Here is an 18,673-nt window from a genome sequence, read left to right as displayed (position 1 = left end):
GCCGTGCCAGGTCGCCAGGGATTGGCCCGACGTGCACCGCCCCTGCGGTGGCGGTATTCCAAGTCGACCGCAGCACGCCCTGGACACGACACGCCATGCATCACGTTCCCACACTCGACATCCGCCGTTACGACAGCGACCGCGACGCCTTCGTCGCCGAGCTCGGCGCGGCCTATCGCCAATTCGGCTTCTGCTGCATCAGCGGTCACGGCATCGACCGTGAGCTCATCGACGGCGCCTACGACGCCTTCCGGCGCTTCTTCGCGCTGCCTGACGAGGTCAAGCGGAAATACCACGTGCCGGGCGGTGGCGGCGCGCGCGGCTACACGCCGTTCAAGGTGGAAACCGCCAAGGACAGCCAGTATCCGGACCTCAAGGAGTTCTGGCACATCGGTCGCGAGATCCCGCGCGATTCGGCCTTCGCCGCGTGGATGCCGCCCAACCTGTGGCCGGAGGAAGTGCCCGAGTTCCGCAGCTACGGCTACGGTCTATATCAGGCGCTGGATGCGCTCGGCAGTCGCGTGCTGCGTGCGCTGGCGCTGCACATCGGCCTGCCGGAGCACTACTTCGCGGACAAGACCGACCAGGGCAACTCGATCCTGCGGCCGATCCACTATCCGCCGATCACCGAGGAAAACATTCCCAACGTGCGCGCCGGTGCCCACGAGGACATCAACTTCATCACCCTGCTCGTCGGTGCCAGCGCCGAAGGGCTGGAAGTGCTGACCCGCGAGGGTACCTGGCTGCCGATCACCACCCAGGGCGACGCCATCGTGGTCAACATCGGCGACATGCTGCAGCGGCTGACCAACCACGTGTATCCGTCCACCACCCATCGGGTGGTGAACCCGCGCAACGAGAATGCACGCAAGCCGCGCTACTCGGTGCCGTTCTTCCTGCATCCGAATCCGGACGTGGTGCTCGATCCGCTACCCGAATGCGTGACGCCGGACAATCCGCGCCGTTATGACACTTCGCTCACCGCGCACGAATATCTGCAGCAGCGACTGCGCGAGATCCGGTTGATCTGACGGCGGATGTTCGCTTTCAGGCCGCGGCCCGTGCCGCGGCCTGCTGGCGTTCGAGCGCCCAGGCGACGTGCTCGCGCACCAGCGCGGAGGGATGCTCCATGCGCGTGGCCAGGGCCGCGCGCACGGCCGCTGAGGCCGGCGCATTGCCCAGTGCCACCGCGATGTTGCGCAGCCAGCCTTCGTAGCCGGCGCGGCGGATCGCCATGCCCTCGGTGCGGTGCAGGAAGGTTTCCTCGCTCCAGGCGAAGAGCTCGATGAGACGCGCGCCGTCCAGGCCATGCCGCGGCGCGAAATCGCGCTCGACCGAAGGCTGCGCGAACTTGTTCCAGGGACACACCAGCTGGCAGTCGTCGCAGCCGAAGATGCGGTTGCCGATCGGCGCCCGCAGCTCCTTGGGAATCGAACCCTTGAACTCGATGGTGAGATAGGCAATGCAGCGCCGCGCATCCAGCCGGTAAGGGGCAAGGATGGCCTGCGTGGGACAGACGTCCAGGCACCGCCGGCAGCTGCCGCAATGGGCGCCGACCGGCGCGTCCACCGGCAGCGGCAGGTCGGTGTAAAGCTCGCCCAGGAAGAAATACGAGCCCGCGCGGCGATCAATCAACAGCGTGTGCTTGCCGATCCAGCCCAGCCCCGCATGGCGGGCCAGCGCCTTTTCCAGCACCGGCGCCGAGTCGACGAAAACCCGGTGACCGAACGGGCCGATCGCCGCCTGGATGCGTTCGGCCAGCCGCTGCAGCCGGCTGCGCATCAGCTTGTGGTAGTCGCGGCCGAGCGCATAGCGGGCGACGTAGGCGAGCTCTCCATCGCCGAGCACCTGCCACGGATCGCGCGCCTGCGCCGGCAGGTAATCCATGCGCACGCTGATCACCCGCCGCGTGCCCGGCTGCAACTCGGCCGGCCGGCTGCGCTTGCGGCCGTGGCGTGCCATGTAATCCATCGCGCCGTGCAGGCCCTCGGCCAGCCAGCCTTCCAGGTGCCGCTCGTCCTCTTCGAGCTCGACATCGCTGATGCCTGCCGCGGCAAAGCCGAGTTCGCGCGCCCACTGCTTGATGTCGCGGGCGAGCGCGGCGTAATCGGGCGGCATGGCGGACATGGCGGCCATTGTAGTGGTGGCGCCGCCGCGGCGGTCGTTGGCGTTTTCCACTTCATCCCGGGCCGGCTTGGGCCGAGAATGGCCGGCAGTCTTCGTAAAGGGATGCTTGCCATGCAGATCGACCGGGCCGACCTGGATCTCTACACCGTCGAGCAGGCACGTATGCTCGATCGGCGTGCGAGCGAAGCCTTCGGCATGCCGGGCTACACGCTGATGCGCCGTGCCGCCAGCGCGGCGTTCGCGGCATTGCTCGGTCGTTGGCCGCAGGCGCGCCGGCTGCTGGTGTGTTGCGGCCCGGGCAACAACGGGGGCGACGGCTACCAGCTCGCCGCCCTGGCCTGCGACCGTGGCCTGGAGGTGACCCTCATCGAGCTCGCCGCGCCGGCCAGCGGCGATGCGGGCCGCGCGCGCGCCGCCTGTGTGGAGGCCGGCCTGACGCCCGTGCGATGGCAGCTCGGCATGTCGCTGCCCGAGGTCGAGGTGATCGTCGATGCCCTGTTCGGCACCGGACTCAAGCGAGCACTGGAAGGCGAGGCGGCGGCGCTGGTCCAGGCGCTCGCCGCGCACGGCGCGCCGGTGCTGGCGCTGGACGTGCCTTCCGGGGTGAATGCCGACACCGGCGAGGTGCCGGGACCGGCGGTGCGCGCGGCGCTCACCGTCACCTTCATCGTCGCCAAGCGCGGGCTCTATACCGGCGCCGCGCCGGCCCACACCGGCCCGGTATGGCTGGACGATCTCGCCCTGCCGGCAGCGCTGCGCGAGGCTCTGGCGCCGGATGCGCGGTTGTTGGCGAGCGCCGGGCTGCCGCCGCGCGCGCGCGATGCGCACAAGGGCGACAACGGTCACGTGCTCGCGGTCGGTGGCGAACACGGCACCGCCGGGGCGATCCGCCTGTGCGGCGAGGCCGCGTTGCGGTGTGGTGCCGGGCTGGTCAGCGTGGCCACCCGCGGTGCGCACCTGTCCGCCCTCAACGCCGCCCGCCCGGAGCTGATGGCGCACGCGGTCGAGGGCGTGTCCGAGCTCGGCCCGCTGCTGGCCCGCGCCACCACACTGGCAGTGGGGCCGGGGCTGGGGCAGGGCGCCTGGGGCCATGCGCTGTGGCTCACCGCGCTCGACAGCGGCAAGCCGCTGGTACTCGATGCCGACGGGCTCAACCTGCTGGCGCGAGCGCCGCGCCGGTTTACCCAGCCGGCGGTATTGACGCCGCATCCGGGTGAGGCCGCGCGCCTGCTCGGCGGCGACGTCGCCGAGGTGCAGGCCGACCGTTTCGCCGCGGCGCGTGCGTTGGCCGCGCGCTACCAGGCGGTGGTGGTGCTGAAGGGCGCCGGCAGCCTGATCGCCGCCCCGGACGGCCGGCTCGCCGTGTGCCCGTGGGGCAATCCGGGCATGGCCTCGGGCGGCATGGGCGATCTCCTGACCGGGGTCATCGCCGCGCTGCTCGCCCAGCACCTCACGCCCTGGCAGGCCGCCTGCCTGGGCGTGGGTCTGCATGCCCGCGCCGGCGACTTGGCGGCGGCCGAGGCCGGCGAGCGCGGGCTCATCGCCAGCGATTTGCTGCTGCCGCTGCGCCGGCTTCTCAACGGGGCGCCGAGCACATGAACACGCTCGAGATCGAGCTGCCCGATCCGGCCGCCACCACGGCGCTCGCCGAGGCGCTGGCCCGGGCCTTGGATGGCGGACTGGTGGTGCTGCTGAGCGGCGAGCTCGGCGCCGGCAAGACCCATCTCGTGCGCGCCCTGCTGACCGCGCTCGGCGTCGGCGGGCGGATCAAGAGCCCGACCTACAGCCTGGTCGAATCCTATGCGCTGCCGACCGGCACCGCCTGGCATCTGGACCTCTACCGCATCGCCGACCCCGGCGAGCTCGCCTGGCTGGGACTGGACGCGCTGAGCGAGCCTGCGGCGCTCGTGCTGGTCGAATGGCCCGAGCATGGCGAGGGCGCATTGCCGCCGCCAGATCTGCGCGTGCGGCTGGTGCATGCGGGCGGTGGACGTCGCGCATCGCTGCAGGCGGCCAGTCCCCGTGGTGCGCGGGTGCTGGCGCGGCTGGGGGAATGCGCCGGCGGCCTGGCGGGTGCGGGCTGAGTTCCTTGCGAAACCAGCCCGTGTAACCGGCTTTTACCGGCAAGCCTTGGTCCGGACTCTCACCAAGGTTACGCAGGCTTTGGATATCCTTGAAAAAACGCGCTTGCAAACGCTCGCGGGCTGGCGTTCAATCCGCGTCATGGGCGCGTTGCGGACACGTTGGGGGCGATCGATCGGGCTGGCCGCCGTGCTGGCCTTGTCCAGCCCTGCCGCCTCCGCGGCCGAGATCCAGGCCGCACGCGCCTGGGCGGGTCCGGCCTACACCCGCGTCGTGTTCGACCTTTCCGGCCCCGCCGAGGTGGTCTCCGACCCACGCGATGCCGGCGTCGTGCTCGAACTGCCCGCCAGCCGTGCCGGCCGCGGCTTCACCGCGCCCGCACCGACCGGCCTCTACCGCGGTCTGCGCAGCGGGCAGCAGGGCGATCGCCTGCGTCTCGAGGTCGAGGTGCGGCCGGGTACGCAACCCAAGAGCTTCGTGCTGCGGCCGATGGACGGTCACGGTTATCGGCTGGTGCTCGACCTCTATCCCGGCCGCGCCGTGGCGACGACTTCCGCTAACGTTCCCGCCGCTGTAATGGCTGCCGCCGCGCGCACGGACGCGACGCCCACGGTGTCGTCCAGCCCCGCCGCCGCGCCTGCCGCTCCGGCAGCCGTCCGCGACGATCCGGCGCCCGTCGCCGCCGCCTTGCGCAGCGCGCGTAACGGCACCCTGACCACGCGTCAGGCGGCGCTGCTGCTCAAGGGCGACCGCAAGGTGGTGATCGCGATCGACGCCGGCCATGGCGGCGAGGATCCCGGTGCACACGGCCCCGGCGGCACGCTGGAGAAGAACGTCACCTTGGCGGTGGCGCGTGCGCTGGCCGCGGAGATCAACCGGCAGCCGGGCATGCAGGCCGTGCTGACCCGCGACGGCGACTATTTCATCCCGCTCAAGCGGCGCTATCAGATCGCCCGCGCCAAGAATGCCGACCTGTTCGTTTCGGTGCATGCCGACGCCTACGTCAGCGGCGATGCGCGCGGCTCGTCGGTCTGGGTGCTTTCCCCGCGCGGCAAGACCTCCGAGGCGGCGCGCTGGCTGGCCGACCGCGAAAACAGCGCCGACCTGATCGGCGGCGTCACCCTGGACGACAAGGACGACGGCCTTGCCGCCGTGCTGCTGGACATGCAGCAGGGCTATGCGATGCAGGCCAGCGAGGCGATCGCCGGCAACGTGCTGCGTGCGCTTGGCCGACTGGGCCCCACCCATCGCGGCTATGTCGAGCGCGCCAACTTCGTGGTGCTGCGCTCGCCCGACGTGCCCTCGATCCTGGTCGAGACCGCGTTCATCAGCAATCCCACCGAGGAGCGCAAGCTGCGCGATCCGGCCCATCAGCGCGCACTGGCGCAGGCGGTGATGGGCGGCGTCCAGGACTACTTCACCGCCACGCCGCCGCCCGGCACCTGGTTCGCCGCGCAGGCGGCCCGCCGCAGCGGCCTGCTCGCATCCGCCGGCGAGGGCACTGCGTCCACGGTGGCGGCCGCCACGCCGCCGCGTGCCGACCAGGGCGTGGGCGATCTCCATCGCGTCGGTCGTGGCGAAAGCCTGCGCAGCATCGCGCGCCAGTACGGCGTCAGCGTCGGCGCGCTCAAGAGCGCCAACAACATCCGCAGCGACAGCGTGCGCGTGGGCACCGTGCTCGCCATTCCGACCGGCTGAAAAGACGCCTTGCGCTTGGGCGCGGCCGCGGATCGCCTTTAAGCTTGGTGGATGCCAGCCATCCGCGCCCTGCCCATCGACCTCGTCAACCAGATCGCCGCCGGCGAGGTGATCGAGCGGCCCGCCTCGGTGGTCAAGGAGCTGGTCGAGAACAGCCTGGACGCCGGCGCCACGCGCATCGAGGTGGAGATCGAGCAGGGTGGTTTGCGCCTGATCCGCGTGCGCGACGATGGCGGCGGCATCGCCGCGGCGCAGTTGCCGCTCGCGGTGGCCGCACATGCCACCAGCAAGATCGCCAGCTTCGACGATCTCGAGCGCGTGGCCAGCATGGGTTTTCGCGGCGAGGCGCTGGCTTCCATGGCCGCGGTGTCGCGCTTTGCGCTCACCTCCCGCGAGGCCGGCAGCGAAGAGGCCTTCCGCATCGAGGTCGACGGCGGTCGCATGCAGCCGGTACGGCCCGCGCGGCATCCGCCGGGCACCAGCGTCGAAGTGCGCGATCTCTTCTACAACGTGCCGGCGCGACGCAAGTTCCTGCGTGCCGAGCGCACCGAGTTCGCGCACATCGACGATCTGGTCAAGTCGCTCGCGCTGGCGCGTGCCGACGTGGCATTCCATCTCGGCCACAACGGCAAGCCGGTGCGTTTGTGGAAGGCCGCGGCCGACGAGGCGGCGCTGTTCGAACGCGTGGCGGCGGTGCTCGGCGAGGAGTTTCCGGCGCAGAGCCTGCGCATCGAACAGGCGGCCGCGGGGCTGCGGCTGTCAGGCTGGGTCGGCCTGCCGAGCGCCGCGCGCGGTCAGGCCGATGCGCAGTATTTCTACGTCAATGGCCGCCGCGTGCGCGATCGCGTGGTGACGCACGCGGTGCGCCAGGCCTACGCCGACGTGCTCTTCCACGGTCGCCAGCCGGCCTTCGTGCTGTATCTCGAACTCGATCCGGCCGGGGTGGACGTCAACGTGCATCCGGCCAAGCACGAGGTGCGCTTTCGCGAGCAGCGGCTGGTGCACGATTTCCTGTTCCGCAGCCTGCACGAGGCGTTGGCTCAGACCCGCGCGGGGCGGGTGCCTGCCGCGGTGCCGCAGGACGAGGGCACGCTGCGCATGGCGGTCGGCGGCGCGGCATCGGCGGCGCCCATGCGATCGTGGCCGCAGGCGGACGGCCAGAGTCGCCTGGCGCTCGGTGTGCGCGAGGATCCGCTCGGCGCCTATGCCGCCCTGCTCGGCGAGTCCGCAGCCGCCCCGGCACGTGCCGTGGTCGCCTCGACGCCGGAAGACACGCCGCCGCTCGGCTTCGCCATCGCCCAGCTCAAGGGCATCTACATCCTCGCCGAGAACGCCCGTGGTCTGGTGCTGGTCGACATGCACGCCGCCCACGAGCGCATCACTTACGAGAAGCTCAAGGCCGCGCGTAGTGGCACCGGCCTGCGCTCGCAGTTGCTGCTGGTGCCGGTCACGCTCGCGGTGAGCGCGCGCGAGGCCGCTGCCGCCGAGGAGCACGCCGAATCGCTGGCCGCCTGGGGCCTGGAACTCTCGCGCGGCGGGCCGACCTCGGTTGTGGTGCGGCGCATCCCGGCCTTGCTGGAAGGTGCGGATGTGGCCGAACTCACCCGCGCCGTGCTCGCCGAGCTTGCCCAGCACGGCAGCTCGCGCCGGCTCGAGGAATGGGAAAACGCACTCCTCGCCACGCTGGCCTGTCACGGCTCGGTGCGCGCGGGGCGGCGCCTCACCCTTCCCGAGATGAATGCGCTGCTGCGCGAGATGGAGGCCACCGAGCGTTCCGGACAGTGCAATCACGGCCGCCCGACCTGGACCGAACTCGGCCTGGCCGAACTCGACCGGCTGTTCCTGCGCGGTCGCTGAGCGCCTGTCGCCCGCATTGCCAGCGGACGTCTGGACGTCCATACTGCCAAACCCACTGCGATGCACGGATGGTCCGCATGCGTAGCCGCCGCTGGCTGTTTTCCCTGTTGTCGTTCGGAGTCGCCTTCATGCCCGCCTTTGCCTCCAGCGCCGGTACCGATTTCGCCGCGGAGACCCGCGCCTGGCAGCGCGAACGCCTGGTGCGACTCACGGCACCGGACGGCTGGCTCAGTCTGGTCGGACTCGCATGGCTCGAGGCCGGCGCCAACCGCGTGGGGCACGCCGCCGACAATGACATCGTGCTGCCGGTCGGTCCCGAGCATCTGGGCGTGGTCACGCTGGCTGCGGACGGACGCGTGCGCATCGCGCTCGCCGAGGGCGTCGCAGCCAGCATCGACGGCAAGCCGCTACGCGAGGCCGAGCTCATCGACGACGGCCGTGCGCCCCAGCCGACCACGGTGGCCTTCGGCAGCGCGAGCTTCTACGTGATCGACCGCGATGGCCGCAAGGCGCTGCGCGTCAAGGACGCCAACGCCGCGACGCGCACGCACTTCCTCGGCCTGGACTACTACCCGGCCGATCCGGCCTGGCGCATCGAGGCCGACTGGGAGCCGTTCGTGCCGCCGCACAGGCTCGAGATCGGCACCGCGCTCGGTACCATCGACAAGGTTGCGGTGCCTGGGCGCGCGGTGTTCGAGCGTGACGGACGGCGCTTTGAGCTGTTGCCCTACCAGGAAGAGCCCGGCGGCGAGCTGTTTTTCGTCTTTGCCGACCGCACCTCCGGCAAGGAGACCTACGGCGCCGCGCGCTTCCTCTACGCCGCGTTGCCGGCCGGTGGCCTCGATAAGCCGGGCAAGGTGGTGCTGGACTTCAACCGCGCCTACAACCCGCCGTGCGCCTTCACGCCGTTCGCCACCTGTCCGCTGGCGCCGCCGGAGAACCGGCTGGACATCGCCGTCACCGCGGGCGAGAAGAAGTACCGCGGCTCGCAGCACTAGCGCACGCCTCGGGCATCTCCCCGGCCGGTGGATGCCCGGGGATTCGATCAAGCGCCCCTGAACGCGGCCTTGCGTTTTTCCAGGAACGCGGATGTGCCTTCGCGCATGTCCTGGCTCGCGAACATCAGCGCGAACGTCTGCGTTTCGAATTCCAGGCCTTGGTCGAGCGCGGTCTCGCCCCCCTGCAGCACCGCATCGAGGATGCCGGCGGCGGCCAGCGGCGCGGCGGCGGCGAGCTGGTCGGCGAGCGCGTTCACCGTCTCGTCCAGGGCCTCGGGGGCCACCACGCGGTTGACGATGCCGAGCTCGTACGCGCGCGATGCGGAAATCATCGCGCCGGTCAGACACAGCTCGAGCGTGGCGCTGCGGCCGGCCAGGCGCAGCAGGCGCTGGGTGCCGCCGAAACCGGGGATCAGGCCGAGATTGATTTCCGGCTGGCCGAACTTCGCCTTCTCGCCAGCCACGCGCAGATGGCAGGCCATCGCCAGTTCCATGCCGCCGCCCAGCGCGAAGCCCTGGATGCGCGCGACGACCGGCTTGCCGAGCCGCTCGATGGTGCTCATCAGCCGTTGTCCGGCGCGCGAAAAAGCCTGCGCCTGCGCGGGCGTGTAGGCGTGCATCTCGGCGATGTCGGCACCGGCGACGAAGGCCTTGTCGCCCGCACCGGTCAGCACCACCGCGCGCACCGCGTCGTCCTGCGCGGCCTGGCCGAAGGCGATGGTCAGTTCATTGAGCGTGTCGCGGTTGAGCGCATTGAGCTTGTCGGGGCGGTTGACGGTGATCGTGCGCACCGCGCCGCGCTGCTCGATCGCCAGATTGCGGTAGGCCATGGGCTTTCAGGTTCCTCGTCGAGGCATGGAATGGCATGGTAACGGGAACCTTTGCCGCCCGGCGGATTCAAAGTGACGAGGGCCGCCGTTCGCACGGGCGGCGCCATGCGACTACGATGAAGGATGCCGTTTTTCGGAGATCGGGCATGACACGACTGCGCTGGCTGGCATGCGGGCTGCTGTCCCTGGCAGGGGCCGCGCAGGCGCAGGACCGCGGCAACGCGGCGGCCAAGGCGCCGCCCCGGCTGGACCGGGAAAAGCTGTCCTACGCGATCGGCTATCAGATCGGCAGCCAGTTCGCCGACGGCGATCCGGACGTGGATCTGGCCACGCTGCAGAAGGCGATCCAGGATGCCTACGCCAAACGGCCGCCCGGCGTGCCGATCCAGGACATGCGCGACCAGCTGCGTGCGCTCGACGAGGTCATGCACGCCAAGGCGGTGGCCGAATTCCAGCGCGTGGCCGCCGAAAACGCGCGTCGCAGCGCCGAGTTCATGGCCCGGAATGCGCGCCAGCCGGGCGTGGTGCAGCTGCCCTCGGGCATCCAGTACTCGGTGATCAAGAAGGGGGACGGCAAGGTCAGTCCCAGCGTCACCAGCACGGTCACCGTCAATTACCGCGGCATGCTGGTCGACGGCACCGAATTCGACAGCTCCTGGGCCCATGGCGCGCCAGTCACCTTCACCGTCAACCAGGTCATCCGCGGCTGGCAGGACGTGATCCCGCGCATGCACGTGGGCGACCGCTGGAAGGTGGTGATCCCGCCGCAGCTCGCCTACGGCGAGCACGGCCAGCTGCCGCGCATCGGTCCCAACGAGGCGCTGGTGTTCGACATCGAGCTGCTCGACATCAAGTGAGGCGGACGCGCTCGCGCATCGGCTAACATGCGCGGGATGTCCGTCGAGGTTCCGGCCGCTTCCCCCAGCACCCCCTGCATCGGCGTCTGCCGGCTGGATCGTCGCGGCCTGTGCCTGGGCTGTCGGCGCACGGCCGGGGAGATCGCCCACTGGCGGTCGATGGACGAGGACGAGCGGCTTTACCTGATGCGTGAAGTGCTGCCCCGGCGCGGCCTGCAGCCATGAGCGCGGACGCCTTCGACGCCATCGCGCGCGCCCTGCTGCCGCTGACCGAACCGCCGGAGGGCATGGCCTGGAACCAGGACGACATGCGCGCATGGATCGGTGACGGGCCGCGGCGTCCGGCCGCCGTCCTGGTCGGGCTGCGCGAGGGCAGCCAGCCACGGTTCCTGCTCACCCGGCGCAACGACCGGCTGAGCGCACACGCCGGCCAGGTCGCCTTCCCCGGCGGTCGCCGGGATCCGCAGGATGCCGACCCGGTGGCCACCGCACTGCGCGAGAGCCAGGAGGAAATCGGCCTGGATCCGGCAAAGGTCACGCCGCTCGGCTATCTCGAGGCCTTCGACACCATCAGCGGCTACCGCATCACGCCGGTGGTCGCCCGCGTGGCCGCGCATGCCGTCTTGCGGCCGGCGCCGGACGAGGTCGCGGCGGTCTTCGAGGTGCCGCTTGCGTTCGTGCTCGATCCGGCCAACCTTCGCCGCTACACGATGGAATTCGCCGGCCGGCATCGGCCGATGGTCGAGTTCCAGCACGAGGGTTACCGCATCTGGGGTGCCACCGCGGCGATCCTGCACAATCTGCTGACGAGGATGGGACACGCATGAACCCTCGCTATGCCACCCTGATCGACGCCGTGGCACTCGCCGCCCTGCCGCCTGCGCGGGTGCTCATCGTCGACTGCCGCTGCGATCTCGCCGATGCCGACAAGGGCCGGCGCGATTATCGATCCGGCCACCTGCCGGGCGCCGTCCATGCCGAGCTGCATGGTGACCTGTCCGATCCCTCCCGCGCGGGGCAGGGCCTGGGCCGGCATCCCTTGCCGCGCGAGGAAGCCTTCGCGGCCACGCTCGGCCGCTGGGGCTGGCAGCCGGACTTGCAGGTGGTCTGTTACGACGATGCCGGCGGCGCGATGGCCGCCGCCCGCTTGTGGTGGCTCCTGCTCTGGGCGGGGGTGCCGGCGGCGGTGCTCGATGGCGGTCTGGCCGCCTGGCGGGCGGCCGGCCTGCCACTCGAGACCAGCGTGCCCGAGCGCACGCCGACACGCGCCACGCTGCACTTCGATGCCAACCGTGTGGTGCTCGATGCGGACGAGCTGCGCCGTGCGCCGGTGATCCTGGACGCGCGCGCCGCGCCGCGGTTTCGCGGCGAGGTCGAGCCGCTCGATCGCGTGGCCGGCCACGTGCCGGGCGCGCGCAATCATCCCTATACCGAGAACCTGCAGCCGGACGGCCGTTTCAAGCCGGCCCAGGCGCTGCGCGAGGCATTCCTGCCGCTGCTCGGCGGCCATCCGCCGCAGTCGGTGGTGCACATGTGCGGCTCGGGCGTCACCGCCTGTCACAACGTGCTGGCGATGGAGCATGCCGGGCTTTGCGGCTCGCGCCTGTACGCGCCCTCGTGGAGCGGCTGGGTGAGCGATCCGTCGCGTCCGGTCGCGCGCGGCGCGGACGCATAACGCGAAAAGGGCGGTCGCAGCAGATGCGACGCGTCGCACGCATACTTTTGCGACGCATCCCTCACGGAATCGACGCCTTCCATGGCCAAAGCCAAGACCGCCTACGTGTGCGCCGACTGCGGCGCCGAACACAGCAAGTGGCAGGGCCAGTGCGTGGACTGCGGCGCGTGGAACACGCTCGCGGAAATCGTGCTGCAGCCGGCCAAGGCATCGCCGGCCACGCGCGGCAGTTACGCCGGACAAGTCGCCGGCGCGGCGCGGGTCACGCCGCTCGCCGAGGTGGCGCTCGGCGCCGAGGCGCGCACGCAGACCGGTATCGGCGAATTCGACCGCGTGCTCGGTGGCGGGCTGGTGCAGGGTTCGGTGGTGCTGATCGGCGGCGATCCGGGCATCGGCAAGTCCACGCTGCTTTTGCAGATGCTCGGCAGGCTCGGCGCGCAACTGCCCAGCGTCTACGTCACCGGCGAGGAATCGCTGGCCCAGGTCGCCGCCCGCGCGCAGCGGCTCGACCTGCCGCTCGCGCCCCTGCATGCCCTGGCCGAGACCGGTGTCGAGCGCATCCTGGAACAGGCCGCGCAGGCGCGTCCGCGCGTGTTGGTGATCGATTCGATTCAAACCTTGTGGACGGAACTGCTGACCGCGGCGCCGGGTTCGGTGAGCCAGGTGCGCGAAACCGCCGCGCGGCTCACCCGCTACGCCAAGGAGACCGGCACCAGCGTGTTCCTGGTCGGCCACGTGACCAAGGAAGGCGGCATCGCCGGTCCGCGCGTGCTCGAACACATGGTCGATGCGGTGCTGTATTTCGAGGGCGAATCGGGCAGCCGCTTCCGCGTGCTGCGCGCATTCAAGAACCGCTTCGGCGCGGTCAACGAGCTCGGCGTGTTCGCGATGGGCGAGAAGGGCCTGCGCGAGGTGCCCAATCCCTCGGCGATTTTCCTCTCCGCGCACAGCGGGCCGACGCCGGGCAGCGCGGTGATGGTCACCCGCGAAGGCACGCGGCCGCTCTTGGTCGAGGTGCAGGCGCTGGTCGATCAATCCTCGCTCGGCAATCCGCGCCGCGTCGCGCTCGGCCTCGAACAGAACCGGCTCGCCATGCTGCTCGCCGTGCTGCATCGGCACGGCGGCGTGGCGGCTTACGACCAGGACGTGTTCGTCAACGTGGTCGGCGGCATCCGCGTGCAGGAGACCGCGGCCGATCTGCCGGTGCTGCTTGCCGTGCTGTCCTCGCTGCGCGACAAGCCGCTGCCGGAGAAGACCATCGCCTTCGGCGAGGTCGGTCTGTCCGGCGAGATCCGTCCGGTGCCCAACGGCGAGGAACGCCTGAAGGAGGCCGCGCAGCACGGCTTTCGCCGCGCCATCGTGCCGCGCGCCAACGCGCCGAAAAAAGGCCGCGTCGGCGAACTCGAAGTGGTCGGCGTGGAACGCCTGGCCGAGGCGCTGGAGGCCTGCCGCTGACTCACGCGGCGCGGTGCAGGATCAGTTCCAGCACCAGCTTGCTGCCGAAGAAGGCGAGCACGAGCAGCGCCATCCCGGTCAGGGTCAGGTTGATCGCGCGCCGGCCGCGCCAGCCATGCCGCCAGCGGCCGTAGAGCAGCGCGCCGAACACCAGCCAGGCGACGATCGACAGCACCGTCTTGTGCACCAGGTGCTGACCGAACAGGTCGTCGACGAACAGGATGCCGGTGAGCAGGGTCAGCGTGAGCAGCGCGAAGCCGGCGCCGATCAACCGGAACAGCAGCGTCTCGGTGAGCGTCAGTGGCGGCAGCGCGCGCAGCCACGGCCCGATGCGGCGATGGCGCAGCGCGCGTTCCTGCACCGCCAGCAGGATCGCCAGCACCGCGGCGATCGACAGCACGCCGAAGGCGAGCAGGGCAAGGGTGACGTGCAGCTTGATCTGCCAGTCCAGCGGTTGCGGCGCGGTCGGCGGTGCGGCGAAGGCGTCGATGGCCACCAGCAGCGCGGCGAGCGGAAACACGATCACGCCGAGCGCGGCCACCGGCCGGCTCAGGTTGACCAGCAGCGTGAGCGCGGCGATGACGCAGGCGACCAGCGACAGCGCGGCGAAGAAATGCAGGTCCAGCGCGCCGCGGTGCATGCCGAGCAGCATGCCGGCATGCGCCACCACGGCCAGCGCCGCAAAGGCGAGCGCGCCACGCTGACGTTCGCCCGGCGTGCCATGCCCCAGCAGCGGCCGCGCTAGCAATCCGGCGGCGAGCAGGTAATCGGCGATGGCGAGCAGGGCGGCGACGGTCAGCATGGCGCGCAAGTGTGGCACAGCCGCGGGTCTGCCAGACGCTCACGGCTGCCGGAGTGGCGATCTGCGTCGGCTATAATCAGCATCATATCGCCCATCGTTGAAATGCCCGCATGTTCGAATCCCTGAGCCAACGCCTGTCTGCCACCGTCAATCGCCTGCGTGGTCGCGGCCGGCTGACCGAGGAAAACATCCGCGAATCGCTGCGCGAGGTGCGCATCGCGCTGCTCGAGGCCGACGTCGCCTTGCCGGTGGTGCAGGCGCTGATCGAGCGCGTCAAGGTGCGCGCGGTCGGCCAGGAGGTGCTAAAGAGCCTCACGCCCGGCCAGTCGCTGGTGAAAGTGGTCGGCGACGAGCTCACGGCGTTGATGGGCACCGCCAACAGCGAGCTCAATCTCGCCGCCACGCCGCCGGCGGTGGTGCTGCTGGCCGGCCTGCAAGGCGCGGGCAAGACCACCACCGTGGCCAAGCTCGCGCGCTTCCTCACCGAGCGCAAAAAGAAAAAGGTGATGGTGGTGAGCTGCGACGTCTATCGTCCGGCCGCCATCGAGCAGCTGCGCACGCTGGCCGAGCAGGTCGGGGTGAAGTTCTTCCCCTCCGCGGCGGGCCAGGACCCGGTGCAGATCGCCAGGGATGCGATCGCCGCGGCCAAGCGCGAAGTGGTCGACGTGCTCTTGGTCGACACCGCCGGCCGCCTGCACGTCGATCAGGCGATGATGGCCGAGATCAAGGCGCTGCACGCGGCCATCCAGCCGGTCGAGACGCTGTTCGTGGTCGATGCGATGACCGGCCAGGATGCCGCCAACACCGCCAAGGCCTTCGCCGAGGCGCTGCCGCTCACCGGCGTGGTGCTGACCAAGACCGACGGCGATGCGCGCGGCGGCGCGGCGCTGTCGGTGCGCTACGTCACCGGCCGGCCGATCAAGTTCCTCGGCGCCGGCGAGAAGACCGACGCGCTGGAGCCGTTCCATCCCGACCGCATCGCCCAGCGCATCCTCGGCATGGGCGACGTGCTGAGCCTGGTCGAGGAGGTCGAGCGCAAGGTCGATCAGGAAAAGGCGCAGAAGCTCGCCGAGAAGGTCATCAAGGGCAAGCGCTTCGACTTGAACGACATGCAGGGCCAGCTCGAGCAGATGAGCAACATGGGCGGTCTGGCGGGTCTCCTGGACAAGCTGCCCGGCATGGCGAGCCTGCCCGACGCGGTCAAGTCCAAGGTCAACGATCGCGAGATCAAGCGGATGATCGCCATCATCCAGTCGATGACCAAGAAGGAGCGCCGCCATCCGGACCTGCTCAACGGCTCGCGGCGCGCCCGCGTGGCACGCGGCTCGGGCACCCAGCCGGCCGACGTCAACCGCCTGCTCAAGCAGTACCAGCAGATGGAAAAGATGATGTCCAAGCTGGCCAAGGGCGGCAGCAAGGGCCTCATGCGGCAGATGCGCGGCGCGATGAAGGGCATGGGCGGCATGGGTGGTTTGCCGCCGATGCGCTGAACCGCCTTGGCTTGCCGCCGGGCGGGCTTGGCGGTTGCGCCGCGCCGATGATGCTTCGGGGCTCGCGAAGGCGTCCCTGCGGCCGCCCCTTTCCTTTCGTCCGATTTTCGCTAAAATTGCGCGTTCACCGCGTCCCATTGCGGACGCGTTCGCCGGCGCCGCCGGCCTCTGGAGTGTCGACTATGGTCAAGATTCGTCTTTCGCGCGGCGGCGCCAAGGGCCGCCCGTTCTATCACGTCGTGGTGACCGATCAGCGCAGCAAGCGCGACGGGCGCAGCATCGAGAACCTGGGTTTTTACAACCCGACCGCTGCAGGCAAGGACAAGCGACTCGAGCTCAACGTGGCGCGCGTGCAGGAGTGGGTGGCTAAAGGCGCCCAGCTGAGCGACAAGGTCGCCGCGCTCGTCAAGGAAGCCGGCCGGCAGCAGGCCGCCTGAGTCGATGACGGCCGGTCGGCGCGTCCTGGTCGGGCGCATCGTCGGGCTGTACGGCGTGCAGGGCTGGGTCAAGCTGGAATCCTGGACCGAGCCGCGTACGCAGATCTTCCGTTATCAGCCCTGGCTGCTGGACATGGCGCCGGGTGACACGCGGGAGATCGCCGGCATCAGCGGTCGTGCGCAGGGCAAGGGGCTGGTGGCCCATCTGCCCGGCGTGGATGACCGGGATGCGGCAGCGGCACTGATCGGACGTGACATCTGGGTCGACCGGGAGTGTCTGCCGCCACCCGGTGAAGGCGAGTACTACTGGGTCGATCTGGAAGGCCTCGAGGTCATCGATACGTCAGGCAGGGTGCTCGGCAAGGTCAGCCACCTCTTCGCCACCGGCGCCAATGACGTGGTGGTGGTCGACGGAGTGGACGGTCGGGAACGGTTGATTCCCTTCGTGCAGGGCGTGTATGTGCACGCGGTGGACCTGGCCGGCGGGCGCATGGTGGTGGACTGGGACCCCGAGTTCTAGAGCGATTGCGGTATCTGGGCCCCATGCGCATCGACGTCGTCACGCTGTTCCCCGAGTTCGTGCGCCAGTGCGCCGAGATCGGCGTGGTGGGTAGGGCGCAGCGGCGCGGACTGTTGCAGGTGGCGACGTGGAACCCGCGCGATTTCGCCACCGACGCGCACCGCACGGTGGACGGCCGTCCTTGCGGCGGCGGACCGGGCATGGTGATGCGGATCGAGCCGCTGCGCACCGCGCTGGCGGCGATGCGCCAGGCGGATCCGGCGCCCGCGCATGTGATTTACCTAAGTCCGCAGGGAGCGCGGCTCACGCAGGGCAGGGTGGCGGCATTGGCAGGCATGCCGCGCATCGCGCTCCTGTGTGGTCGTTACGAGGGCGTGGATGAGCGTCTGCTCGCGCACGAGGTCGACGAGGAGCTTTCCATCGGCGATTATGTGCTGTCCGGCGGCGAACTCGCCGCTGCGGTGCTGATCGACGCGGTGGGACGGTTGCAGGAAGGCGCGCTGAACGATGCGCAGTCGGCGACGCAGGATTCGTTCACGGACGGCCTGCTCGATTGCCCGCATTACGCCAAACCGTTGCACGATCCCTACGGCGACGTGCCGGCGGTCCTGCAGGGCGGCGATCATGCGGCGATCCGGCGCTGGCGCCTCAAGCAGTCGCTGGGTCGCACCTGGCTGCGGCGGCCGGATCTTCTCTCGCAATGCGTGCTGGACGAGGAGTCGCGCGCCTTGCTGGATGAGTTCCGCCGCGAATATCTGGCCTCGCGCGTGCCGTGAGGCTGTCTGGCCCGGGCAGCCGGTCCGGAGTTGTTTTTCATTGAAAAGCGGCGCCTGGACGGCATCGCACACACCACAGAGGTTGCCATGAACAAGATCATCGAACAGTTCGAAGCCGCGCAGATCACGCGCCAATTGCCGGAGTTCGGCCCCGGCGATACCGTGGTCGTCAACGTCAAGGTCAAGGAAGGCAACCGCGAGCGCGTGCAGGCCTTCGAAGGCATCGTCATCGCCAAGCGCAACCGTGGTCTGCATTCGGCCTTCACCGTGCGCAAGATCTCGCACGGCACCGGCGTCGAGCGCGTGTTCCAGTCGCACAGCCCGGCGATCGAGTCCGTGCAGGTCAAGCGCAAGGGCAAGGTGCGCGGCGCCAAGCTCTATTACCTGCGCGGTCTGGAAGGCAAGGCGGCGCGCATCAAGGAAGACGTCGCCGCTGCGGCAGCGGCCAAGGCCGCCCGGCAACAGGCCGCCGAATAAGGCTGCCGCGGCCCGGCTTTCCAGCCGGTTGCGACCGTTGTTCTTCGACACCCGCGGGCAGGGTATCCTGCCGGCGGGTGTCGTGTGTTGCGTGCAAAGCCTCGCGCGATCATCGGTGAGATGCCGCGTCGCGCTTTGCTAGCATCGGTTGCGTTCGCACGCATCGAGGGAGCGGGATGAGCCCAAAAGACACCGCGCCGCCGGCCACTGCCCGACGGGTGCTGCTTGCCAGCCTAGTCGGGACTACGATCGAGTTTTTCGATTTCTACATCTATGCCACCGCGGCGGTGCTGGTGTTTCCGCGGCTCTTCTTTCCCGCGAGCGATTCGACTTCCTCGACGCTGCAGTCCCTGGCCACGTTTGCGCTGGCCTTTTTCGCCCGCCCGGTGGGCTCGGTGGTCTTCGGCCATTTCGGCGATCGCCACGGTCGCAAGGTGACGCTGGTCGCTGCGCTGCTGACGATGGGCGTTTCCACCGTGCTGATCGGCCTGCTGCCGACCTATGGAAGGTCTGAACAATCCGCCAAACCCACGTTATTTCCGAGCCTCGAAGGCCGAAATCCCGTCAATCCGCTCGGAATTCCACCTTTTGC

The 18,673-nt window shown here is 69.9% G+C and carries 19 protein-coding genes and 1 pseudogene; 17 read left to right on the top strand and 3 right to left on the bottom strand.

What is annotated here, in order from left to right; translation table 11 throughout:
* Positions 1-95 precede the first annotated feature (95 nt).
* The gene (locus tag ALSL_RS09065) at positions 96-1,031 is read left to right on the top strand and encodes an isopenicillin N synthase family dioxygenase (protein ID WP_126538476.1); all 936 of its coding nucleotides are present in this window, start codon (positions 96-98) and stop codon (positions 1,029-1,031) included.
* A gap of 16 nt (positions 1,032-1,047) precedes the next feature.
* Here ALSL_RS09065 and queG read toward each other — a convergent pair whose 3' ends face one another.
* Entirely contained in the window at positions 1,048-2,127 is a 1,080-nt protein-coding gene (gene queG, locus ALSL_RS09060; protein WP_126538474.1) for a tRNA epoxyqueuosine(34) reductase QueG, read from the bottom strand.
* 111 nt (positions 2,128-2,238) lie between these two features.
* Here queG and ALSL_RS09055 point away from each other — a divergent pair, with 111 nt between their 5' ends.
* The 5 genes from ALSL_RS09055 (at position 2,239) to ALSL_RS09035 (ending at position 8,762) form a co-directional block, all read left to right on the top strand.
* A complete protein-coding gene (locus ALSL_RS09055; protein WP_126538472.1) occupies positions 2,239-3,726 on the top strand; it encodes an NAD(P)H-hydrate dehydratase in 1,488 nt (495 codons plus the stop codon).
* Positions 3,723-4,211 (top strand): tRNA (adenosine(37)-N6)-threonylcarbamoyltransferase complex ATPase subunit type 1 TsaE, encoded by a 489-nt coding sequence (gene tsaE, locus ALSL_RS09050; RefSeq protein ID WP_126538470.1) that lies wholly within the window; start codon positions 3,723-3,725, stop codon positions 4,209-4,211. The genes ALSL_RS09055 and tsaE overlap by 4 nt, the downstream gene beginning before the upstream one ends.
* A gap of 139 nt (positions 4,212-4,350) precedes the next feature.
* Complete coding sequence (locus ALSL_RS09045; RefSeq protein WP_126538468.1) at positions 4,351-5,907, top strand: N-acetylmuramoyl-L-alanine amidase; 1,557 nt, start codon at positions 4,351-4,353, stop codon at positions 5,905-5,907.
* A gap of 51 nt (positions 5,908-5,958) precedes the next feature.
* Entirely contained in the window at positions 5,959-7,764 is a 1,806-nt protein-coding gene (mutL, locus tag ALSL_RS09040) for a DNA mismatch repair endonuclease MutL (protein WP_126538466.1), read from the top strand.
* Positions 7,765-7,841: 77 nt separating this feature from the next.
* Positions 7,842-8,762, top strand: coding sequence for a DUF1684 domain-containing protein (locus ALSL_RS09035; protein WP_425478976.1), 921 nt, complete (start codon positions 7,842-7,844; stop codon positions 8,760-8,762).
* A 47-nt stretch (positions 8,763-8,809) separates the two neighbouring features.
* Here ALSL_RS09035 and ALSL_RS09030 read toward each other — a convergent pair whose 3' ends face one another.
* Positions 8,810-9,592, bottom strand: a complete 783-nt coding sequence (locus ALSL_RS09030) for an enoyl-CoA hydratase/isomerase family protein (RefSeq protein ID WP_126538464.1) — start codon at positions 9,590-9,592, stop codon at positions 8,810-8,812.
* Positions 9,593-9,738: 146 nt separating this feature from the next.
* Between ALSL_RS09030 and bamJ the strand changes: the two genes are divergently transcribed.
* From bamJ to radA, 5 genes are all read left to right on the top strand, one after another.
* Positions 9,739-10,449 carry a BamJ family beta-barrel-assembly machinery protein gene (gene bamJ / locus ALSL_RS09025; protein ID WP_126538462.1) on the top strand — a complete coding sequence of 237 codons (711 nt, stop codon included), beginning with the start codon at positions 9,739-9,741 and terminating at the stop codon, positions 10,447-10,449.
* Positions 10,450-10,476: 27 nt separating this feature from the next.
* Positions 10,477-10,674: a DUF1289 domain-containing protein gene (locus ALSL_RS13935; protein ID WP_425478975.1), complete on the top strand. Its 198-nt coding sequence runs from the start codon at positions 10,477-10,479 to the stop codon at positions 10,672-10,674.
* On the top strand, positions 10,671-11,276 hold the full coding sequence (locus ALSL_RS09015; protein ID WP_126538460.1) for a CoA pyrophosphatase: 606 nt from the start codon (positions 10,671-10,673) through the stop codon (positions 11,274-11,276). The genes ALSL_RS13935 and ALSL_RS09015 overlap by 4 nt, the downstream gene beginning before the upstream one ends.
* A complete protein-coding gene (locus ALSL_RS09010) occupies positions 11,273-12,124 on the top strand; it encodes a sulfurtransferase (protein ID WP_126538458.1) in 852 nt (283 codons plus the stop codon). The genes ALSL_RS09015 and ALSL_RS09010 overlap by 4 nt, the downstream gene beginning before the upstream one ends.
* Positions 12,125-12,205: 81 nt before the next feature.
* Positions 12,206-13,579 carry a DNA repair protein RadA gene (gene radA / locus ALSL_RS09005; protein ID WP_126538456.1) on the top strand — a complete coding sequence of 458 codons (1,374 nt, stop codon included), beginning with the start codon at positions 12,206-12,208 and terminating at the stop codon, positions 13,577-13,579.
* A 1-nt stretch (position 13,580) separates the two neighbouring features.
* On the opposite strand, the gene ALSL_RS09000 is transcribed toward radA, so the two are convergent.
* Positions 13,581-14,381 (bottom strand): cytochrome C assembly family protein, encoded by an 801-nt coding sequence (locus tag ALSL_RS09000; protein ID WP_126538455.1) that lies wholly within the window; start codon positions 14,379-14,381, stop codon positions 13,581-13,583.
* A gap of 110 nt (positions 14,382-14,491) precedes the next feature.
* Between ALSL_RS09000 and ffh the strand changes: the two genes are divergently transcribed.
* The 6 genes and pseudogenes from ffh to ALSL_RS08970 form a co-directional block, all read left to right on the top strand.
* Positions 14,492-15,871, top strand: a complete 1,380-nt coding sequence (gene ffh, locus ALSL_RS08995; RefSeq protein WP_126538453.1) for a signal recognition particle protein — start codon at positions 14,492-14,494, stop codon at positions 15,869-15,871.
* Positions 15,872-16,053: 182 nt separating this feature from the next.
* Positions 16,054-16,308 (top strand): 30S ribosomal protein S16, encoded by a 255-nt coding sequence (rpsP, locus tag ALSL_RS08990; RefSeq protein WP_126538451.1) that lies wholly within the window; start codon positions 16,054-16,056, stop codon positions 16,306-16,308.
* A 4-nt stretch (positions 16,309-16,312) separates the two neighbouring features.
* Positions 16,313-16,828 (top strand): ribosome maturation factor RimM, encoded by a 516-nt coding sequence (gene rimM / locus ALSL_RS08985; protein WP_126538449.1) that lies wholly within the window; start codon positions 16,313-16,315, stop codon positions 16,826-16,828.
* A 23-nt stretch (positions 16,829-16,851) separates the two neighbouring features.
* Entirely contained in the window at positions 16,852-17,604 is a 753-nt protein-coding gene (gene trmD, locus ALSL_RS08980) for a tRNA (guanosine(37)-N1)-methyltransferase TrmD (RefSeq protein ID WP_126538447.1), read from the top strand.
* A gap of 87 nt (positions 17,605-17,691) precedes the next feature.
* Positions 17,692-18,081 (top strand): 50S ribosomal protein L19, encoded by a 390-nt coding sequence (gene rplS, locus ALSL_RS08975; protein WP_126538445.1) that lies wholly within the window; start codon positions 17,692-17,694, stop codon positions 18,079-18,081.
* A 176-nt stretch (positions 18,082-18,257) separates the two neighbouring features.
* Positions 18,258-18,590, top strand: a pseudogene (locus ALSL_RS08970) (MFS transporter); the annotation flags it as partial.
* Between the last annotated feature and the right edge of the window lie 83 nt (positions 18,591-18,673).

It is taken from the genome of Aerosticca soli, from assembly GCF_003967035.1.
In the GTDB taxonomy this organism is placed as follows: domain Bacteria; phylum Pseudomonadota; class Gammaproteobacteria; order Xanthomonadales; family Rhodanobacteraceae; genus Aerosticca; species Aerosticca soli.
The sequence above is the reverse complement of the archived record's forward strand: the minus strand, read 5'-3'. Positions and strand labels throughout refer to the sequence as shown.